The organism is Sphingobium sp. C100 (assembly GCF_000508185.1).
GTDB lineage: Bacteria > Pseudomonadota > Alphaproteobacteria > Sphingomonadales > Sphingomonadaceae > Sphingobium.
In genome coordinates, this window is record NZ_AYOY01000176.1 from 61,477 (window position 1) to 79,208 (window position 17,732).

A 17,732-nucleotide genomic window follows, 5' to 3' on the forward strand; every position below is an offset into this window, starting at 1 on the left:
TTGCGCGGCCTACAGGCTGCTGGTCATATGTCCGCCGTCCACGGTGATGACGCTTCCCGTCAGATAGGCGCCCGCATCGGTCGCGAGCAGCAACAGGGCGCCGTCGAGATCCTCTGGCCTGCCCAGACGACGCTGTGGTATCCGCCGAAACATCGCCTGTCCCGCATCGCTTTGCCAGAAACCCCGATTGATCGCCGTTTCGATATAACCGGGGGCCAGCGCATTCACCCGAATGCCATAACGGGCGACTTCCAGCGCCAGCGTCTTGGTAAGCTGGATCGCGCCCGCCTTGGAGACCGCATAGGGAAGCACGCCGCCCGCCTGCCGCAGCCCGAGAATTGATGCGATGTTGATTATGGATCCGCCGCTGCCGCGTGCGCGCATCGCCTTGCAGGCGGCCTGCGCCATCAGAAACATGCCTTTGAGATTGGTGTCGAGCACCCGGTCCCAATCGGCTTCCTCCTGGTTCAACGCCGTTCCTCCGCTGACGATGCCGGCGTTGTTCACGAGGATGTCAGTCCGCGCGAGCGCGCCCTCGGCCGCTGCGATGCTCGCGCTGTCGGCAACGTCCAGCAACAGGGTCGAGCAGGTCGCGCCCGCGGCATTCAGGCTCTCGCACACGTCCTCCAGTGCATCCTGCCGCCGCGCCGCCAGCACGACTTCGGCCCCGGCGCGCGCAAGGACGCCGGCGAAATGGGCGCCCAGTCCGGAGGACGCGCCGGTGACGAGCGCCACCCGGCCATCCAGACTATCAGGGGCAAACAGGCTCATGCCACTCTCAGCGCTTGATGATCAAGGCAATGCCCTGGCCACCGCCAATGCACATGGTCGCAAGCCCGTAGCGGCCGTCGATACGCTCCAGTTCGTGCAGCAATTTGGTCAGCAGGATCGCGCCCGTCGCCCCGACAGGATGGCCCAGTGAAATACCCGATCCGTTGACATTGGTCTTCTCGTCCGGGAAGCCCAATGTCCGGGCGACTGCGCAAGCCTGCGCGGCAAAGGCTTCATTGGATTCGATGAGGTCGAGCTGATCCAGGCTGATACCGGCGCGGCGCAGGGCGATCGGCACCGCTTCGATTGGCCCCAGGCCCATGACGGACGGATCGACGCCGGCGTGGCCCCAACCGATAATCGTCGCTCGCGGCTTCAGGTTGCGCGCGGCCGCCGCTCCTTCGGTCGCCAGCACCAGAGCCGCCGCACCGTCATTGATGGTCGATGCGTTGCCGGCCGTCACCGTACCATCCTTCTGGAACACCGGACGCAGGCCGGCCAGCGCATCGGCAGTGGTTTCGGCGCGGACATTTTCGTCGGTGTCGAAGTCGGTGAGTCCCTTGCGCGTCTTGACCGGCACCGGCACGATCTGGTCGCGGAAACGGCCCTGGGCAATGGCGGCGGCAGCGCGGCGCTGGCTCTCGGCAGCGAGCGCATCCTGGTCGACGCGGCTAACCTGATGCTGCGCCGCCACATTTTCGGCGGTGATGCCCATATGATAATCGTCACGCGGATCCGACAATGTGGTCGTCAACGCGTCCACCATCTCGACCGGCCCCATCTTCTGGCCGAAGCGGGCGGCCGATACATGGTGCGGCGACCGCGACATGTTTTCCGCCCCACCGGCCACGGCGATCTCCCCTTCGCCCAGTGCGAGCATCTGCGCCGCGGAGATCACCGCTTGCAGGCCTGATCCGCACAGGCGGTTGAGCGTGAGCGCAGGCGCGCTTGCCGGTAGGCCGGCTTCCAGCGCCGCTACGCGCGACAGATAGGCATCCTTGGGATTGGATGGAATGACCTGGCCCATGAACACATGCTCGACATCGGCGGGGGCGACGCCTGCGCGGGCGACGGCTTCGCGGATCACGATGCTGCCGAGCTGGCTTGGCGGCACATCTTTGAGCGATCCTCCGAAACTGCCGATGGCGGTTCGCACGGCGGAAAGGATGACGACGTTGTTGGTCAAGGCGAGTGTCCCGGCTGATGCGCAGGCGCCTGTTGCAGCGCTGTTCTGCATGGTTGAGGTCTAACCCCTGCTCCCTAGGACGCAATCCCGGCGCGCGTCCAGAGCGGCGCCCTCGCCCCCGCGATATTATGGCGGCCTTCTGCTTTTCTATTCTGCAATCATGCAGCGTCAGGACGCAGAAGTCCGCAGAGGCCTATCGGTGATGATGGAGAAGGAAGCGCGCGACGATAGCTTTATGGTTATCAGCATTCCGATCGTTCCCGCCGCAACAACATGCGACGGGAACGATGATTTAGGCAGGCGCTAGAAACGGAAAGATGCCCTGACTCTGACTTCACGTCCCCGATCCGTAAAGCAGCTGAGTTCATCCTGTCCTGCGGCGCCGGAACTGGTCGAACCGCTGATCCCCGGAATGCGGCCACCCGCCTGGAAGGGTGCGTTGGTGCAAGCGCTTGCAGTGATCTCATTTTGGAGATTGCGTCCGATCAACGAGATTTCCCATTTCCGTTCAGGACCACTGAGAGCCAAGCTCACGTCGCTCTTCAGATAGCCGTCCTGCACCATGTCTGACCGCAGCAGCAGATTGGTGTAGAAAGACGAGACATATTGATTACTCGATGAAAGAACCAAGTTGAGCCCGTCGGACAGCGGTGTTGTATAATCGAATCCGAAGGTGGCCGTCCAAGCGGGTGCGCGCTGCAACTCGCGGCCCGATAGATCCTGCGCCGAGAATCGGCCGGTCGTGGGACTCAGCAATTGGTTGCAACCTTGCGCGATCGTTTGCCCGCCCCAGCATTGAGCGTTGGGAAAGGCAATATAGCGCGCATGATTGTAATTAACCGCGCCGTTCAGCGTAAGACCAGTCATCGGCGTTCGCCAATTGGCTTCGAAATCAACACCCTTGGTGCGGACCGATGCCGCGTTCAGGGTGCGGATCAGGATGACGCCACCTGCCCCGATCTCATTTGCTCCAACCTGAAGATCCTTATATTTATAGGTATAGGCCGACAGCGAATAGGTCAGGCTGTTGTTGAACAACCGGCCCTTGGTGCCGATTTCGAAGCCGCCGGCCTTTTCGTCGCCGAAAGAAGTGTCGGTGCCGTTCGCAACGACATTGACAGCGTTGAAAGACCCCGATTTGCTAGCCTCACGATAGGAGCCGAACAGCGTCAGGCTGCTGGTCGGCGTATAGGTCAGCGAAACCTCCGGATTGACGCGATTTGACGAGATTTTCGGGACCGCCAGACGGACCGGCATATTCGTGTTCTGGTTGAAAATTTCATGCGTCCGCTGCTCATAGGTCCAGCGCGCGCCGCCAGCCAGTTCCAGTTCGGGCATGATCTTCCAGAGCAATTGTCCAAAGGTGGATAGCGCCTCGACCTTGATGTCGTGCGTACCGTAAATCACTTTAGCTGGAAAACCGAGCGTGGCGTTGCCGATCGAGTTGTTCTGGAAGAACATGGAGGCATCCTGATAGAATATGCCCAGCGTGAAATTGATCGGCCGGTCCCTCCAGTCGGAGGCGAGGCGCAGTTCCTGGGTGAAGTCCTCGCGCGCGAAATCCACGTCGGCCACATTGGCCGGACCGAAATTGGTAGTCTGCTGGCTGTTCGTCAGGCTGGCATTGTCGAGGTGATAATAGCCCGTGACCGACGCAATGCTGAGACCGTTGCCGGCATCATAGTCGATATTGGCAATTCCAAAATATTGTTCGGTCTTTCGGAACGGGACGCCGCCGTTTCGGATGCCCGGATAGGCGGCCGGGTCCATCCAGACGAAATTATAATTTCGATCCAATTTGCAGTCGTCGCCGACGATCCAGGGAATGTTGGTAGGAGCTACGGGCGTCGTGCCTTCAAGGCAGGAACCCAATTGCAGACCATAAGCCTGATCCTTGCGCCAATTATAATTGGCCTTCAACCGGATCGACAGGCCGGCCAGTGGCTTCCAAAGAGCCGTGACGCGACCGATGAACTCGCGGGTCGGTGTATCCTGCGTCGTCGGCGTTATCCCGCCATTCACTCCACCACCCGTGGCGCGATTACGAAAATAACCGTCCTGGTCAGAATAATAGCCGCCCACGCGCAAACCAAGCGTTTCCGTCACCGGACCGGATATGATGAGTTCAGCGCGCTTTTCCTGTGACGTAAATTCATAATCGCCACGACCGATCAATTCAAACCGATCAGTGGGGTCAGCGGTGTGGAGAGCGATCACACCGGCAGACGCCGCCTTGCCGTAGAAGAGCGCCTGCGGACCGCGGATTACTTCAGCCTGGGCCAAGTCGAAAAAACCGACCTGATAAGCGATACCCTGGCTGAACGGCATACCGTCAATGTTGAGCGCGACGGACTGATCAATCGCGGAATTGAGGACGTTGGTGCCGATTCCGCGGAGCGAAAGCTGGTTGCCGAACGAACCTGTCTGGGTTGCCACTAACAGGCCTGGCGTACGCTGAGAGATGCCGGCGATGTCCGTCACGCCGAACTTCTCCAGCGCCGCGCCTGATACTACGGTTTCGCTGACGGGAATGCGCAGGATGGATTCCTGGCGTCGCCGAGCGGTAACTATGATGTCCTCCGTTCCGACGCTCCGGTCGTCCAGGGACGCGGACGCTCCAGCCGTATCCGTTTGCGCAATCGCCCAAGGCGCATTCGCGCACGAAGCGATCGCCAACGCGATCACCGATATCTTGCTATTCATGCTCCCTCCCCTTTTTGCCGCCGCCGCATAGGTCTCACGGCGATCTAGACGCGAGATACTAATATTCTACAACTCTAATGACAAGAGAAATGACCTGGGAAAAAGTTATTGCCTCTTATTTCCTTTGGATATAGGCGGGGTTGGCCCATGCTGGCGATCTACTTACATGGCAGAAGGTATGAACCACATGTCGTTATCGCGACTTGAAGACTATGTTGCGCTCTGTAGGCTGAAGGCCAGCTATTGTCGCTACATTGACGAAAAGGCCTGGATGGACCTTGCAGACCTCCTCACCCACGACTTTGTCATGGATGCAGCTGGACCCGGTCATCCACCGGTCGTCGGTCGCGACGCCGCCCTCGACCGCATTCGCATGTCGATCGAAACCGCGCGCACAGCGCATCAGGTTCATATGCCGGAAATCGACGTAGACGGCGACAGCGCCCATGGCATCTGGGCCATGCAGGATCGAATCGTATGGGGAAACGGTCGCCCATCAATTGTGGGCTATGGTCATTATCGAGAACATTATGTGCGGGAGTCAGGGCGCTGGAAGATTGCGCGATTGCAATTGACGCGCCTGCACATCGATTTCCATCCAGACGCCTCGGCGATCCCCTGATTTCCACATGCCGTGGCGCCCGTCTTAGATATCACCAGTTATGTGCAAATGATTATTTGATATTCAGGCAATATGAGAAGGAGGACCGGCACGCTGCCGGCCAGGAGGATAAGATGCCCGAAACCGACCGAGACGCAATTACCAGTCTGATCAACCTCTATGCCTTGGCCGTCGATTCGCAGCGATGGGAGTTGTTCGATCGGCTATTCACGGCCAACGTCGTCGTCGATTATGGCGAGGGCGCCATATGGACCGAGCGAGACAGTTTTAAAAAGGCGTTTGCCTCTATTCACGCCCCGCTCGACAGCACCCAGCACATCATGTCGGGTCATCAGATGCGGATCATCGGGGACGAAGCGAACGCCTTTACCTATGGCGCCTGGACGTTGATGCGCTATGGCGCTGATGGTGGTGATACCTGGCGCGGTTCGGGCTGGTATGACGATCAACTTGTGCGCGCGCCTGATGGCTGGCGCATCCGGCATCGGACCTGCCGCGTCATCGCCTGGTTTGGCAATCCGGTCGTACAGGGTATCGATCCAGCACAGGCCGACAGGGTGATCGCCCGCAGTTCGATCCGACATGAAGGGGAGAGAGGACGCATCGCCTTCCTCCGGTCGGTCGTGGACTGACCGGCCAGCCCCGCAATTCGGACCCAAAGCTCGCGCGGTTACTGGGCGAGGGAATAGCCGCCATTCACGGGATAGGTCTGGCCGGTGATCCAGGCTGCCGCGTCCGAGCAGAGGAAAAGCGCCATGTTCGCCACGTCCTCGCCCTTGCCATGGCGCCGGATGATATAGCGCGACAATTGCGCCTTGGTGCGCTCGCTGGCCAGATAGGCCTCCATCGCCGTGCCTTCGAGTTGCGGTCCCAGGGAAGAGAGAGAAATCGCGTTGGCGGTGATGCCATAACGCCCTACTTCCCGCGCGATCGCCCGGATGAAACCGGCCGCACCCGCCTTTGCCGCGCTGTAGGCGGCAAGTTTTGCTTCGCCGATCCGGCCGGCGTCAGACACGATCGCGACGATCCGCCCACGCCCCTCGCGCACCATCGTGGGGATGGCGACATGGCAACAATTAAGTACGCCATAGAGGTTGGTGCGGAAGAATTTGTCCCACTCGGCGGGATCATCTTCCCAAAAGGCGGAAGTGCGGCCGATCTGCACAGCCGGGCCGGCATTGCCTGCATTATTGACCAGCAGCGTGAACGGTCCCAGCGCCGCTTGCGCCATGCTCATCGCTGCGGCGACCGACGCGCGATCCCCGACATCGCCGGGCGCCGCAATTGCCGGAACGCCGAGCGCTCGGACCTCCGCAGCGACAGCCTCGGCGCGGTCCACCACGAAATCATTGATGGCCACGCCCCCGGCATTATGCCGCGCCAGCGCCAGCGCAATGCAACGACCCGCGCCCTGACCCGCGCCTGTGACGAAGGCAACCTGGCCGCAAAGATCGAGTGGATCCTGTCCGATCATGTTCGTCCTCCCTCAGCCGTCGCATCGGTTCACGAGTCGCCGGTGCGTCGTCCAAATATGCCTTGTTCTGTATCAAATGGGCGCCGAACGCGACGAACCGCCGACCGGTATCGGCGGCGCGTTATCCAACACCTGTCCGGGCTTCAAACTGCCGTTCGCTAATGCAGTCGCCGCCCTTTTCTGCGAAAATGACAACATAAGATTAAATCGTGGGAACTGGATGCGGAGGACCGAGAAATGCAAATGAACAACATGGTGATGATCAGCGTGGATGATCACATCAGCGAACCGCCCGGTATGTATGACAAGCATTTGAGCGGCGACGCGCTGGCCTCGGCCCCGCAGTTCAAGACCAACGCCGCAGGCACCAATTATTGGGAGTATCAAGGACAGATCTGGCCCTCGATCGGCCTCAACGCCGTGGTCGGCCGTCCCCGGGAAGAATATGGCATGGAGCCAACCTCGCTCGAGCAACTGCGCAAGGGCGTCTATGATGTCCATGGCCGGATTGACGACATGAACGTCAATGGCATCGCCTCTTCACTTAATTTCGGCAGCAAGGTCGGCATGGATGGCGGTCGCTTTTACCGCGCGCCCGACCACGACATCGCACTTGTCCATCTGCGCGCCTATAATGACTGGCATATCGATGAATGGTGCGCGCCCTATCCCGATCGCCTGATCCCCTGCGCGATCCTTCCCAACTGGAACATGGATGAGTCGGTCAGGGAGATTGAGCGGATTGCTGCCAAAGGTTGCACGGCCGTCTCCATCAGTGACAATCCGACGATTTACGGTCTGCCAAGCATCCACAACCCATATTGGGAGCCGATGTGGAAGGCGCTGGTCGATCATGACATCGCCATCTGCCTGCATATCGGATCGGGCGCGCAGGCTCCCCACGCCTCGATGGAGACGCCGATCGAAGCGTGGATCACCACCATGCCTATCTCCATTGCGACCAGCGCGGCGGACTGGCTCAACCTTGGTGCGTTGCACCGGTATCCCGACCTCAAGATCGCGTTGTCGGAAGGTGGGATCGGCTGGATTCCCTATTTCCTTGAGCGCGCAGATTTCTCCAACGAGCAGCACAAGGCGTGGACCCATTCGATTTTCCAGGAACTCAAGCCCAGCGAAATGTTCAAGCGACATTTCCTCAACTGCTTCATCGATGACCGGTTCGGTCTAAAGAATCTGGACGCGATCAACGAGGATCTCGTCGCCTATGAGTGCGACTATCCCCATTCGGACAGTCTGTGGCCCAACGCGCCCGAACATCTGTGGGATTCGATCCAGCATCTGAGCGTGCAGCAGATCGACAAGATCACGCATTTGAATGCGATGCGATTTTTCCGCTTCGATCCGTTCAAGACTCGTTCCAAGGAGGAATTGACCGTGGGCGCGCTGCGAGCGCAAGCGGCCAAGGACAATGTCGATACCCGCGTTATATCGAGCGGTGGCGCCAAACCGCTTGCGCCTGGCGAAGTGGTGCGCCCAGTCACATCGGGGGACGTCATGGCGATGTTCAAGAAGCAGGGACGTGCCGAAGCGGCATAATGCCGTCAGGATGACATGGAAAGGGCGTGGGCGACCTGTCGTCCGCGCCCTTTGCTAATGTGCACGATGCGCCCCGATCAGGAGGCGCACCATAGCTGATCTTAATGTCCGCCGCCACGCCGGCGGAAAGCGCTCATATCGAGTTGGCCGGTCGCCATTGCGCCCATGAAGCCGCCATCGACCGGCAACACGACGCCATTGATGATGCCGGCAAGCGCGCTGTTGAGCAGCACGACGCCACCCGCCTGTTCCTCGGGCGTCGAATAGCGGCCCAGCGGTTCGGCGGCCGCCTGCACTACTTCCTTGCCGGCGGTCGCCTCGAACGCGCTCATCATCGGCGTCTGGGTCGGCGACGGCAGCGAGCAATTGATGCGAATGCCTTTCTTGATCAGCTTGGCGCCCATATACTGGGTCCAGACGATTACATTTTCCTTGGAAAAGCCGTAACCTTCGGCGACCGTGTCCATATGCGTCTCGGCCCACGCGACGCCTGCCTCGAAACTCTCCGTCGCGACCACTTCCATATTGACGTCGACGCGGCGACTCCAGCCCAGGCCGCCCGTCGATGCGATGCTGGCGATCGCCCCGCCCTCACCCATCCGCTCGACCACCTTCATGGTGAGGTGGCGCGTACCAAAGAAATTGACCTTCATCACGTCCATGGGCGGGAAGGATTGCGGCAGGCCTGCGCAGTTGAACAGTGCATCGACCTTGCCACCAATCTTCTCCACGCCGGCGTCGATCGAGGCGGGATCACGCAGATCGACATTGGTGAAGGAGGCTAGCGGCAGGCTGGCATCCTTGTAATCGACGCCATGCACTTCCGCGCCCAGATCCAGCAGCAGCTTGGCGGTCGCCTGACCCATGCCTGAAAAACATCCCGTGACGATTACTCGCTTGCCTGCATAGCCCAGTGCATCGCTCATTTTTCGGCTCCTCAATCCTTGGTGTATCGACATCTAAAAGCGATGCGCACCGCCACATCCCTTCGCCAATGCGAGAGTTCCTAGACTGCACCGCTCCCATCCTCGCAATGGCTCCGGCAGTTCATCGCCTGCGCGATGTCCACGCACCGGGGTTCTTTATCTCTCCTCAATGAAGGCAATGATGTCGGCGTTGATCCGTTCGGGGTGAGTGGTCGCCATCTCATGCGACAAGCCGTCATGAACCTTGAGCCGTCCGTTGCACAGCAACTCCGTCGCCTTGCGCCCGCAATTGTCAAGCGGGACCAATTGAATCAGCTTTTGCCCCTTCCACGAATGTTAGACGATGTCCCGTCCTGTGTGCCAACCGCCCCTGCGATCGAAGGCGTGCACAGCTTGTGGCGCCTGCGCAGCCATGGCACGGTTGCACCAAAGCAGAAGGAGGGCCGCACATGAAGATCGGCTGGATCGGACTCGGCAAGATCGGCACCGCCATGGTTCTGCAATTGCGGGCTGCTGGCCATGACGTTACCGTTTATGCGCGCGGCCAGGGACTGGAACAGGCGCGCGCGGCGGGCGCCGCCGTTTCGGACGACTATGCAACCATCGCTGCCGCGTCGGGTCTGCTGGGCCTCTGCCTTTTCCATGATGACCAGGTGCGCGACGTGCTGTTTGGTGGCGGCGCGCTGGCAGCGCTACCCGCCGGGGCGATCCTGGTGAACCATACCACTGGTTCGCCGCTGCTGGCGCAGGAGATCGCCGAGCATGCACCGGACGGGGTAGCGACGATCGATGCAGCCTTTTCAGGCGGAGAAACAACCATCGAAGCAGGGAAATTGCTGGTGATGGCGGGTGGGCCAGCCGAAGCAGTGGAGCGAGCGCGATCCGCGCTTTCGGCCTATGCCGGCACGATCGTTCCTTTGGGTGGTCCGGGACAGGGGCAGACGGTCAAACTGCTCAACAACCTCCTGTTTGCGAGCAATCTGCACAATGCATCCTCGCTCCTGCGCATCGCCCAACAACAGGGGCTGGACCCTGCCGATGTGGCGAAAATAATTGGGCTTGGCAGCGGCGGCAGTTTCGCGCTGCGATCCTTCGAAAGCGGCTCGTCGATCGATGATACGCTCGCGCGCTCGCGGCCCTATCTGGTGAAGGACGTCGGCACGCTCGGACGCACCGCTGCCGATGCTGCTATCGATATCAGTGTCTTTGCCGCAACGCTGTCCTTCTTCAGCGACCATTCTGCGCCACAGAAGCGCATCTCATGAACGGGCGCTATGCCGGCCGCGTCGCCATCATTACTGGCGCCGCTGGTGGGCTGGGCGAGGCTCTGGCGCTGGGCTATGCGCTTGAGGGCGCCCGCGTCGAGCTGATCGATAGGGATGAAGAGGGGCTCATCGAGACCCGGCGCCTGATCGAACAGGCGGGTGGCGTCGCCATCGTTCATGTGCTCGATCTGGCCGATGAGGATGCGGCCGCCGGCCTGGGCGCTGCACTGCGCATGAACCATCCGCACATCCATGTTCTCATCAACAATGCCGGCATAGCCTATGGCGACATTAACGGTCCGGTTGACAGTCAGGGACTGGCCGCGTGGACCCGTTATCTTGCCGTCAACACCGTTGCACCTATGCTGCTGGGCCAGGCGCTGCGCCCATCACTGGCCGCCGCGCACGGCACCATCCTCAACATGTCGTCGATGGCGTCCTTCGCCCCGACCTCCATCTATGGCGTGACCAAGGCAGCGCTCAATGCCATGACGCACGGCATGGCAGATGCATTCGGGCGGGACGGTATCCGTGTGAACGCGATCGCTCCGGGGCTGATGGAGACCACAGCCAATCTGGCGCAACTAGCGCCCCAGACCCATGAACGCATTCGCGCGATGCAGATGATTGATGGGCGTGGAATGCCCGAAGATATCGTAGCGCTCGCGCTGTTCCTCTCATCGGACGACGCGCGCTTCATCACCGCTGACATTATAACCTGCGACGGTGGCAGCCGGGTGCGCGGCTACCGCCGCTGACGGACAAGGCGCTGAGCTTCAACGTCCCAACCGCGCCGCCACCATCGCCGCCAGTTCGCGTTTGGCCACCTTGTTGCTGACCAGCATCGGCACTTCGTTGCGCGCGATGGCGACGAACGCACGGGGCACCTTGAAGCTCGACAAATTGGCTCGGAGTGTATGCTCCATCGCTATAAAATCGAGATCCATGCCCTCACGCGGAACCACCGCGGCAACGACAATCTGTCCGCGCTCGGCATCCGGGAGGCCCAGCACATAGGCGGAATGCACCCCCTCCAGACGCAGCATTTCCATTTCGACCTCCGCCGGTGAGACGTTGGACCGTGCGGTCTTTATCATGTCGGCGTTGCGGCCCACGAAATGGATGCGCCGGCCCTCCACTACGCCCAGGTCGCCGGTGCGGTAGAAGCCGTCCGGCTCAAAATGCTCGGATCGTTCGATCTTGTGCAGTCCCGGCGTCAGCGCATAGCCACGAATCTGAATTTCCCCGGTAACGCCTTCAGGCGCCGGTTTGCCGTCCTGCGCCACCCGCACCTCATAACGGTCAGCAATGTGATCGAGCGGCGGGCAGAGCGGATAACCCTCGGCGCGCAATTCGTCGCCCCAGGCATAAGGACCTAATGTTTCCGTCATGCCAAGCGCCCAGTGAATCGAAGCATTCCGGCGCAGCTTGAGGTCTTCCTCCGCCAGCACCGTTCCCTGCGCGAAACGGCTATTGGGTGAGGTTCCTTCCGTGCAAAGCGTGGTCGCTCCCGCGGCCCAGTTAGGCAATAGCGTCATCATCAGCCCGCCAATCCAGAACATCGGAATCGCCGCGCTATTCACACCGCCGCGCTGGATCGAGAGTTTGCCGCGCAGGAACGAAGTGCGGAACAGGATTGGCCCGTGATTATGTCGCACCCCCTTGGGCAAGGCCATCGATCCCGAGGTGTAAACCTCGATCATCTGGTCGGACGGGTGAACCTCCGCTTCAATGGCGCGCAGGAGCGCCTCATCGATATTTTTGCCTTCAGCCAACAACTGATCCAGCGGCAACACCGACGCTGGCAGTTCCTCGCCGGTCGATGCGATCCAGCGGAGATAAGGCAGTTCAGGCAGGCGCAACTTCGGCGTCGTGCCAGCCTGCAAGGCTGGCGCTGCCTCACACAGCCGCGCGATATAGTCCTTGCCGAGCAGGCTGCGTTGCACAATCAAACCTGCAATGTCGGACTGGCGCAGGATGCGGACCAGCTCGTTCGCCCGGCTGACCGTGCTGACGGGGATAGCGATGGCGCCAATCCGCGCAATCGCCGCCAAAGTCACGGCGAAGTCGGGGCCGTTCCCCATGATAAAGCCAATGCGCGTGCCCTTTCCCGCACTGCGGGCGATCAGGGCGCAGGCCAATCGGGCGGATTGCGAGTCGATCTCAGCGAAGCTTATGGTTTGATCGGGCAAACCGGCGCGCTGAAGCGTGACGGCGGGATCATTGCCGTAAGCCATTGCGGCTGCTCGGACAAATTGGGGAAAAGTCGTCGCCGCTTGGGGATCAGCGGACGCTTCGCTGCTCGACATCCTCATCTCCCCCTGAGTAATTTACATTCTTGCACGTCACGTTCGATAGTCTCTACATATGATGAGATGAATTTCCAGTATTTAAGTGGGCTGCCTTTGGTGAATTCATTCATGTTCCGAGCGTCTTGCATTCTAGAACATATTGATCTTCATCGCCGCAGTTCGGATCCTATCCGGCGCATGACACGCCCGTGCCAGATGTTGCGGCTATGGCGCGCCGCCATCGCCGCCAATTCTCCATCGCCATCGGCAATCGCTCCAAGTTCTAGCAACTTGGCCGTGCGCCAGGCCTTAAGGAAGGCGCGATCCACCTCGCCGCTTTCCTCCTTGACCGGCTCACGGAAATGCCGCTGCGCGAAAGCCAGATTGATCTGGAAGATAAGTTCGACATAGGGACTTTTCACGAGCGCAAACAGCGCTGCCCGGTTAGCGTCCTCCACCGCCCTGATTTCCTCGAAACCTATGCCAGGCTGCATGGCTCTGACCTGGTCTGCGAGCGCCGTAGTCGCTTCCTGCCGAGCAGCCTCGGGCAGCGCCGCAGCTTGCCGCACCAATTCCACCCATAACGCCGACGCCACTGCCGTGATGTCGCCTGGCTCCACGTGAAGAGTCTGGAGATGCGCGCTAATCGTTGCCTTGATGCCCGCGAGATCCGGCCGCGCGCTGTAATAGCCACCGCCGATGCCCCGCCGCACGCGTAACAAGCCTTCCCGCTCCAACAATCTTGCCACCTGCCGCAATGTGCTGCGCGACACCTGTAGAACTTGCCGCAGCATATCCTCGCTACCGAGCATAACGTCGGCGTCGCTTTCCAGCGCCATCGCGCGCAAGCGCTCCGACGCAACTTCAAGGGTGGACGCTCGGATTGGGCCGGACATCTGCCGCTGGGAGCATAAGCAGAGCCGCCTGTCCAGCGGAATCGGCATAATGAGTATCCTGAAAGGCCATCAGGCCAATTTGTGTCCGCACATATTTGGGTATACAGGTCTCTCTATAGACTCTCGATCGCATAACCGACAGGGAAGATGAGGCATCATGACATTCGCGTTACCGGACGAAATCGTCCTGCCCACACATATGCACATCATCGATGGCGAAAAGGATGCGGGCGGCTCTGGTGGGTCGATGCCGCATATCTATCCCGGTAATGGGCGGCAAACCGGCGCGCTGCAACTGGCCGGCCGGACAGAGGTCGATGCCGCGGTCGCCGCCGCCCGCAGGGCCGCCCCGGCGTGGCGAGCAATGACCGGAGACAAGCGTCGCAATCTGATGCTTGCCCTGGCAGCACTGATCGAGCAGCAGGCAGGCAGCCTCGCCCTGTTGGGATCGATCGAAAAGGGCGAGCCGGCGATGAATGCGCGTCATATGCCCGCGTCCGTCGCGCAGAAACTGCGCTACTTCGCCGGCTGGGCGGACAAGATCCAAGGTCATGTCGTCAACACCTTCGGCGGTCCCTCGCATGATTATGTCGCTTATGAGCCCTATGGCGTCATTGGCGGCATCATTCCCTGGAACGGGCCGCTATATGCTGCGGTGATGATGATGGCTCCGGCCCTCGCGGCGGGTAATTGCATCATACTCAAGGCGCCTGAGCTCGCACCCTATACGACGCTTCGGCTGGGAGAGCTGATCATGGAGGCAGGCTTTCCTGCGGGCGTGGTCAATATCGTCACGGGCGGGCCGGAGGTAGGCGAAGCGATCGTCGCGCATCACGACATCGACAAGATCGCCTTTATCGGCAGCGGACCGACCGCCCGCAAAGTCCTGCGCAGTGCAGCCGAAGGGCTCAAGCCCTGTTGTCTGGAACTCGGCGGCAAGTCGGCGGTGATCGTCTTTGCCGATGCCGACCTACCGGATGCCGCACGGCGGGGATTACGCGGCGCGATTGCCGCCAACGGTCAAGGCTGCGTCAACGGTACGCGCCTGTTCGTCCAGCGCCCGGTCTATGACCAGTATCTCGACATGCTGGCGCAACAGGCCGCACAGGTGCGGGTCGGCGACCCGTTCGACATGGGGACGACGCTCGGCCCGGTCATATCCGAAGCGGCAACCCAGCGCATCCTGGGCATGATCGAGACGGCCCGGCAAGAAGGCGGCCGTATCTTGTCTGGAGGCGAACGCCTGGGCGGGGATTTTGCCGAGGGCTATTTTCTGGCGCCCACGATCATTGCCGACCTCGGCAACAAGAGTGCGATTGCGCGGCATGAAGTGTTCGGCCCGGTGTTGACGGTCACCCCCTTCGACACGGAGGATGAGGTTATCACCCTGGCAAATGACACTGACTATGGTTTGGGCGGCTATATTCACACCCAGTCCCTGCGGCGCGCTCACAACGTAGCGGCGGCGCTTGATGCCGGCATGATCCAGGTGAACGCCTCGGGTGAAGGTATGGCGCCCTGCGCACCTTTTGGCGGCATGAAGCAAAGCGGGTTCGGTCGCATGGGCGGCGAAGCGGGGCTCAAGGAATTTCTGCGCGTCAAAAATATCTGGATAAACCTCGCCACGCCGGCACCTGTAGCATGAGCCTGCTCGATCCGGCCAAACGTCGCGCGCGTGGCGCCGCGCAACAGGCTGCGCTTACCGCCGCGCCCTCACCTGAACCTGCGACGCTCTTCGAATCGAGCTGGCGCGACTATGTCTTCGCCGAGATATGGCCTCGCCCCGGCCTCGACCTGCGAGCGCGCTATATCATAGCGTTGGCGAGCGCCGCCTGCGTTCAGGATGGCGCGGCGGCCGAGGATTTTGCGCGAGGCGTTCTGGATCGGGGCGACATGACGCTGGCCGAGTTGCGCGAAGCGGCGCTGCACGTCGCCATCTATGGCGGTTGGCGCAGTGGCGCGGTGCTGGACCAAGCGATCAGCGGAGCGGCAAAGGATCTGGACTTGCCGCCCGTGCGCTTTGATCCGATCCGCGCTGCGCCCTGGAATCCGGCCATCCGGCGGGCGGAGGGCAAAGCCAATTTCGCATCCGTCATGTGCTTTCCCGGCGGCGGTGCGAACAGCGCCTACAGCGAAGGCGGCATCTATGATTTCGTCTTTGGCGAAGTCTGGCGCCGGCCCGGTCTCGATCAACGTGCGCGTCGCTGGATCACCCTCGTCGGGGTCGCCCATTCCTCTTCGCTGATCCCGATCCGCTCGCATGTCTGGGCCGCCATGGCGAGCGGCGACGCAACCGCCGACGAGATGTTTGAATTCGTTCTGCAATATGCGGTGCATTCAGGCTGGCCTCGCGCTTCGGTGATGCAGCAGGCCGTCACCGAACAGGCCGATCGCGTTGCCAGGGGATTGCCGTTCAATGGAGGGGAATAAATGGGAGAGAAGGGCATGAAAGCTTCTGACATGCGTGGAAAAGCTGCGCTGGTGACGGGTGCTGCGGGCGGGCTAGGGCGCGAGACGGCGCTGGCGCTCGCAAGAGCGGGCGCGCATGTGATGCTGGCCGACGTCAACCGCGTCGGCCTCGAAGAAACTGCCGGCCTGCTCGCGCGCCTGGACGTTGAGGTGCGCTGCTGCGCGAGCGACCTTACCCTAGCGGACAATTGCCGTGCGGCGATCAACGACGCGGTGGAGGTCTTCGGCCGGCTTGACGCGTTATGCAACGTGGCCGGCGTGATCGTCTTCGCCCACAGCGCTGATATGGCGCAAGCGGATTGGGAGCGTACGATCGCGGTCAATCTCAACGCCCCCTTCTATCTCGCGCAGGCAGCAGTTCCGCATCTGCTCGAATCCCATGGCGCGATCGTCAATGTCACCTCATCGGCCGCCTTCATCGGCGAGGCCTATCTGGCTGCCTATTGCGCGAGCAAGGGGGGCCTCACACAGCTCACCAAGTCGCTGGCGATGGAATATATGCACACGCCATTACGTGTGAATGCCGTCGCGCCGGGTGGCATGATTACGCCGATGGGGCGCACCATCCACATGCCCGAGGGAGTCGATCAGTCACTGATCGGCCGCTATCGCCCCCAGCGCGGTCAGGTTGCGGTCGAGGATGTCGCTGACCTCATTGCCTTCCTCTGCTCCGATGCCGCGCGCGGCTATCATGGGGCATCGATCGTCATCGACAATGGCCAGATCGCAGGCTGATGGGAGCGGAAACATGACTTTTTCGATCGATCAATTCCGGCTGGACGGCAAGAGCGCCATCGTGACTGGCGCGGGCGGGCGCGGCAACAGCATCGGGCGCGCCTATGCAATGGGGCTGGCGGCAGCGGGCGCGTACGTGCTGGTCGCCGATATCAACAAAGCCGGCGCAGAAGCGGTCGCGCAGGAGATTGTCGCGGCGGGCGGCCGGGCGGAAGCGGTGGGCGCAGACATCAGCGACGAAGCGGCGGTGACTGCGATGACACAGGCTGCGGTTTCCGCGTTCGGCGGCATCGACATCCTCGTCAACAATGCGGCGCTGATGGCGGAGCTGGGCGCGCTCAAGGCCGCTGACATCCCTATTGCGGACTGGAACCACATCCTGTCGGTCAATCTCACCGGCGCGCTGATCTGCTGTCAGTCATCTATTCCGCACATGCGCGCTCGAGGCGGCGGCCGCATCGTCAACCAGCTGTCCGCCGGCGCCTTTCCCGCCGGTTCGGTCTATGGCGTGGGGAAGCTTGCGCTCTATGGTCTTACTACAACGCTTGCCAGACAGCTCGGTCGCGAATCCATCACCGTCAACGCGATCGCACCTGGCAATGTGACAAGTGAAGCCGGCCGCCAGTTGGTGCCCGAGGATTCACCCGCTCACAGGATGATGGAAATGACGGTCGCGATGCGCGTGCGCGGTGCGCCAGACGAGCTGGTGGGGGGGCTGTTGCTGCTCTGTTCCGACGCGGGCGCCTGGATTACCGGTCAGGTTCTGCATATCGACGGGGGTTGGGTACTGCGTCCTTGATAGATGTCAAAGGCAACGCCTCACCGATGTCGGTGCCC

General features: G+C 61.2%; 18 protein-coding genes. 10 read left to right on the top strand and 8 right to left on the bottom strand.

All coding sequences use genetic code 11. The features are described 5' to 3' along the window. Positions 1-9: 9 nt before the first annotated feature. The 3 genes from C100_RS42160 to C100_RS42170 form a co-directional block, all read right to left on the bottom strand. Complete coding sequence (locus tag C100_RS42160; protein ID WP_024021156.1) at positions 10-771, bottom strand: SDR family NAD(P)-dependent oxidoreductase; 762 nt, start codon at positions 769-771, stop codon at positions 10-12. Between the two features lie 7 nt (positions 772-778). After that, a complete protein-coding gene (gene bktB, locus C100_RS42165; RefSeq protein ID WP_031310007.1) occupies positions 779-1,957 on the bottom strand; it encodes a beta-ketothiolase BktB in 1,179 nt (392 codons plus the stop codon). A gap of 303 nt (positions 1,958-2,260) precedes the next feature. After that, positions 2,261-4,660, bottom strand: a complete 2,400-nt coding sequence (locus tag C100_RS42170) for a TonB-dependent receptor (RefSeq protein ID WP_024021159.1) — start codon at positions 4,658-4,660, stop codon at positions 2,261-2,263. Between the two features lie 178 nt (positions 4,661-4,838). On the opposite strand from C100_RS42170, the gene C100_RS42175 reads away from it, so the two are divergent. Together C100_RS42175 and C100_RS42180 are read left to right on the top strand one after the other, a co-directional pair. Further along, positions 4,839-5,282 carry a nuclear transport factor 2 family protein gene (locus tag C100_RS42175; RefSeq protein ID WP_024021160.1) on the top strand — a complete coding sequence of 148 codons (444 nt, stop codon included), beginning with the start codon at positions 4,839-4,841 and terminating at the stop codon, positions 5,280-5,282. 113 nt (positions 5,283-5,395) lie between these two features. Continuing rightward, the gene (locus tag C100_RS42180) at positions 5,396-5,914 is read left to right on the top strand and encodes a nuclear transport factor 2 family protein (RefSeq protein WP_031310010.1); all 519 of its coding nucleotides are present in this window, start codon (positions 5,396-5,398) and stop codon (positions 5,912-5,914) included. 38 nt (positions 5,915-5,952) lie between these two features. On the opposite strand, the gene C100_RS42185 is transcribed toward C100_RS42180, so the two are convergent. Further along, the gene (locus C100_RS42185; RefSeq protein ID WP_024021162.1) at positions 5,953-6,756 is read right to left on the bottom strand and encodes an SDR family NAD(P)-dependent oxidoreductase; all 804 of its coding nucleotides are present in this window, start codon (positions 6,754-6,756) and stop codon (positions 5,953-5,955) included. A gap of 237 nt (positions 6,757-6,993) precedes the next feature. On the opposite strand from C100_RS42185, the gene C100_RS42190 reads away from it, so the two are divergent. After that, the gene (locus C100_RS42190) at positions 6,994-8,313 is read left to right on the top strand and encodes an amidohydrolase family protein (RefSeq protein WP_024021163.1); all 1,320 of its coding nucleotides are present in this window, start codon (positions 6,994-6,996) and stop codon (positions 8,311-8,313) included. A 101-nt stretch (positions 8,314-8,414) separates the two neighbouring features. Here C100_RS42190 and C100_RS42195 read toward each other — a convergent pair whose 3' ends face one another. Next, positions 8,415-9,239: a coniferyl-alcohol dehydrogenase gene (locus tag C100_RS42195; protein ID WP_024021164.1), complete on the bottom strand. Its 825-nt coding sequence runs from the start codon at positions 9,237-9,239 to the stop codon at positions 8,415-8,417. Between C100_RS42195 and C100_RS49580 the strand changes: the two genes are divergently transcribed. Then, positions 9,231-9,323 carry a hypothetical protein gene (locus tag C100_RS49580; protein WP_442800325.1) on the top strand — a complete coding sequence of 31 codons (93 nt, stop codon included), beginning with the start codon at positions 9,231-9,233 and terminating at the stop codon, positions 9,321-9,323. The two genes, C100_RS42195 and C100_RS49580, sit on opposite strands and share 9 nt — an antisense overlap. Before the next feature lie 72 nt (positions 9,324-9,395). On the opposite strand, the gene C100_RS48680 is transcribed toward C100_RS49580, so the two are convergent. After that, on the bottom strand, positions 9,396-9,545 hold the full coding sequence (locus tag C100_RS48680; RefSeq protein ID WP_024021165.1) for an alpha/beta fold hydrolase: 150 nt from the start codon (positions 9,543-9,545) through the stop codon (positions 9,396-9,398). Positions 9,546-9,688: 143 nt separating this feature from the next. Here C100_RS48680 and C100_RS42200 point away from each other — a divergent pair, with 143 nt between their 5' ends. Continuing rightward, complete coding sequence (locus tag C100_RS42200) at positions 9,689-10,504, top strand: NAD(P)-dependent oxidoreductase (protein ID WP_024021166.1); 816 nt, start codon at positions 9,689-9,691, stop codon at positions 10,502-10,504. After that, positions 10,501-11,262 carry an SDR family NAD(P)-dependent oxidoreductase gene (locus tag C100_RS42205; RefSeq protein ID WP_024021167.1) on the top strand — a complete coding sequence of 254 codons (762 nt, stop codon included), beginning with the start codon at positions 10,501-10,503 and terminating at the stop codon, positions 11,260-11,262. Before C100_RS42200 ends, C100_RS42205 begins: the two co-directional genes overlap by 4 nt. 18 nt (positions 11,263-11,280) lie before the next feature. On the opposite strand, the gene C100_RS42210 is transcribed toward C100_RS42205, so the two are convergent. Both C100_RS42210 and C100_RS47615 read right to left on the bottom strand, forming a co-directional pair. Next, on the bottom strand, positions 11,281-12,741 hold the full coding sequence (locus tag C100_RS42210) for a class I adenylate-forming enzyme family protein (protein WP_024021168.1): 1,461 nt from the start codon (positions 12,739-12,741) through the stop codon (positions 11,281-11,283). 221 nt (positions 12,742-12,962) lie between these two features. After that, complete coding sequence (locus tag C100_RS47615; protein WP_161633933.1) at positions 12,963-13,634, bottom strand: GntR family transcriptional regulator; 672 nt, start codon at positions 13,632-13,634, stop codon at positions 12,963-12,965. A gap of 214 nt (positions 13,635-13,848) precedes the next feature. On the opposite strand from C100_RS47615, the gene C100_RS42215 reads away from it, so the two are divergent. From C100_RS42215 to C100_RS42230, 4 genes are read left to right on the top strand one after another with little or no spacing between them, the layout of a single operon-like run. Further along, a complete protein-coding gene (locus C100_RS42215; RefSeq protein ID WP_031310015.1) occupies positions 13,849-15,336 on the top strand; it encodes an aldehyde dehydrogenase family protein in 1,488 nt (495 codons plus the stop codon). Beyond that, complete coding sequence (locus C100_RS42220; RefSeq protein WP_024021171.1) at positions 15,333-16,121, top strand: carboxymuconolactone decarboxylase family protein; 789 nt, start codon at positions 15,333-15,335, stop codon at positions 16,119-16,121. Before C100_RS42215 ends, C100_RS42220 begins: the two co-directional genes overlap by 4 nt. Before the next feature lie 15 nt (positions 16,122-16,136). Continuing rightward, positions 16,137-16,895, top strand: a complete 759-nt coding sequence (locus tag C100_RS42225; RefSeq protein WP_031310016.1) for an SDR family NAD(P)-dependent oxidoreductase — start codon at positions 16,137-16,139, stop codon at positions 16,893-16,895. Between the two features lie 13 nt (positions 16,896-16,908). After that, a complete protein-coding gene (locus C100_RS42230) occupies positions 16,909-17,694 on the top strand; it encodes an SDR family oxidoreductase (RefSeq protein ID WP_031310017.1) in 786 nt (261 codons plus the stop codon). Positions 17,695-17,732 lie beyond the last annotated feature (38 nt).

Coding starts and splice junctions, on each gene's coding strand:
- C100_RS42160 (WP_024021156.1), bottom strand. CDS start 771: ATGAGCCTGTTTGCCCCTGATAGTCTGGATGGCCGGGTGGCGCTCGTC.
- C100_RS42170 (WP_024021159.1), bottom strand. CDS start 4,660: ATGAATAGCAAGATATCGGTGATCGCGTTGGCGATCGCTTCGTGCGCG.
- C100_RS42175 (WP_024021160.1), top strand. CDS start 4,839: ATGAACCACATGTCGTTATCGCGACTTGAAGACTATGTTGCGCTCTGT.
- C100_RS42180 (WP_031310010.1), top strand. CDS start 5,396: ATGCCCGAAACCGACCGAGACGCAATTACCAGTCTGATCAACCTCTAT.
- C100_RS42185 (WP_024021162.1), bottom strand. CDS start 6,756: ATGATCGGACAGGATCCACTCGATCTTTGCGGCCAGGTTGCCTTCGTC.
- C100_RS42190 (WP_024021163.1), top strand. CDS start 6,994: ATGCAAATGAACAACATGGTGATGATCAGCGTGGATGATCACATCAGC.
- C100_RS42195 (WP_024021164.1), bottom strand. CDS start 9,239: ATGAGCGATGCACTGGGCTATGCAGGCAAGCGAGTAATCGTCACGGGA.
- C100_RS42200 (WP_024021166.1), top strand. CDS start 9,689: ATGAAGATCGGCTGGATCGGACTCGGCAAGATCGGCACCGCCATGGTT.
- C100_RS42205 (WP_024021167.1), top strand. CDS start 10,501: ATGAACGGGCGCTATGCCGGCCGCGTCGCCATCATTACTGGCGCCGCT.
- C100_RS42210 (WP_024021168.1), bottom strand. CDS start 12,741: ATGGCTTACGGCAATGATCCCGCCGTCACGCTTCAGCGCGCCGGTTTG.
- C100_RS47615 (WP_161633933.1), bottom strand. CDS start 13,634: ATGGCGCTGGAAAGCGACGCCGACGTTATGCTCGGTAGCGAGGATATG.
- C100_RS42215 (WP_031310015.1), top strand. CDS start 13,849: ATGACATTCGCGTTACCGGACGAAATCGTCCTGCCCACACATATGCAC.
- C100_RS42220 (WP_024021171.1), top strand. CDS start 15,333: ATGAGCCTGCTCGATCCGGCCAAACGTCGCGCGCGTGGCGCCGCGCAA.
- C100_RS42225 (WP_031310016.1), top strand. CDS start 16,137: ATGAAAGCTTCTGACATGCGTGGAAAAGCTGCGCTGGTGACGGGTGCT.
- C100_RS42230 (WP_031310017.1), top strand. CDS start 16,909: ATGACTTTTTCGATCGATCAATTCCGGCTGGACGGCAAGAGCGCCATC.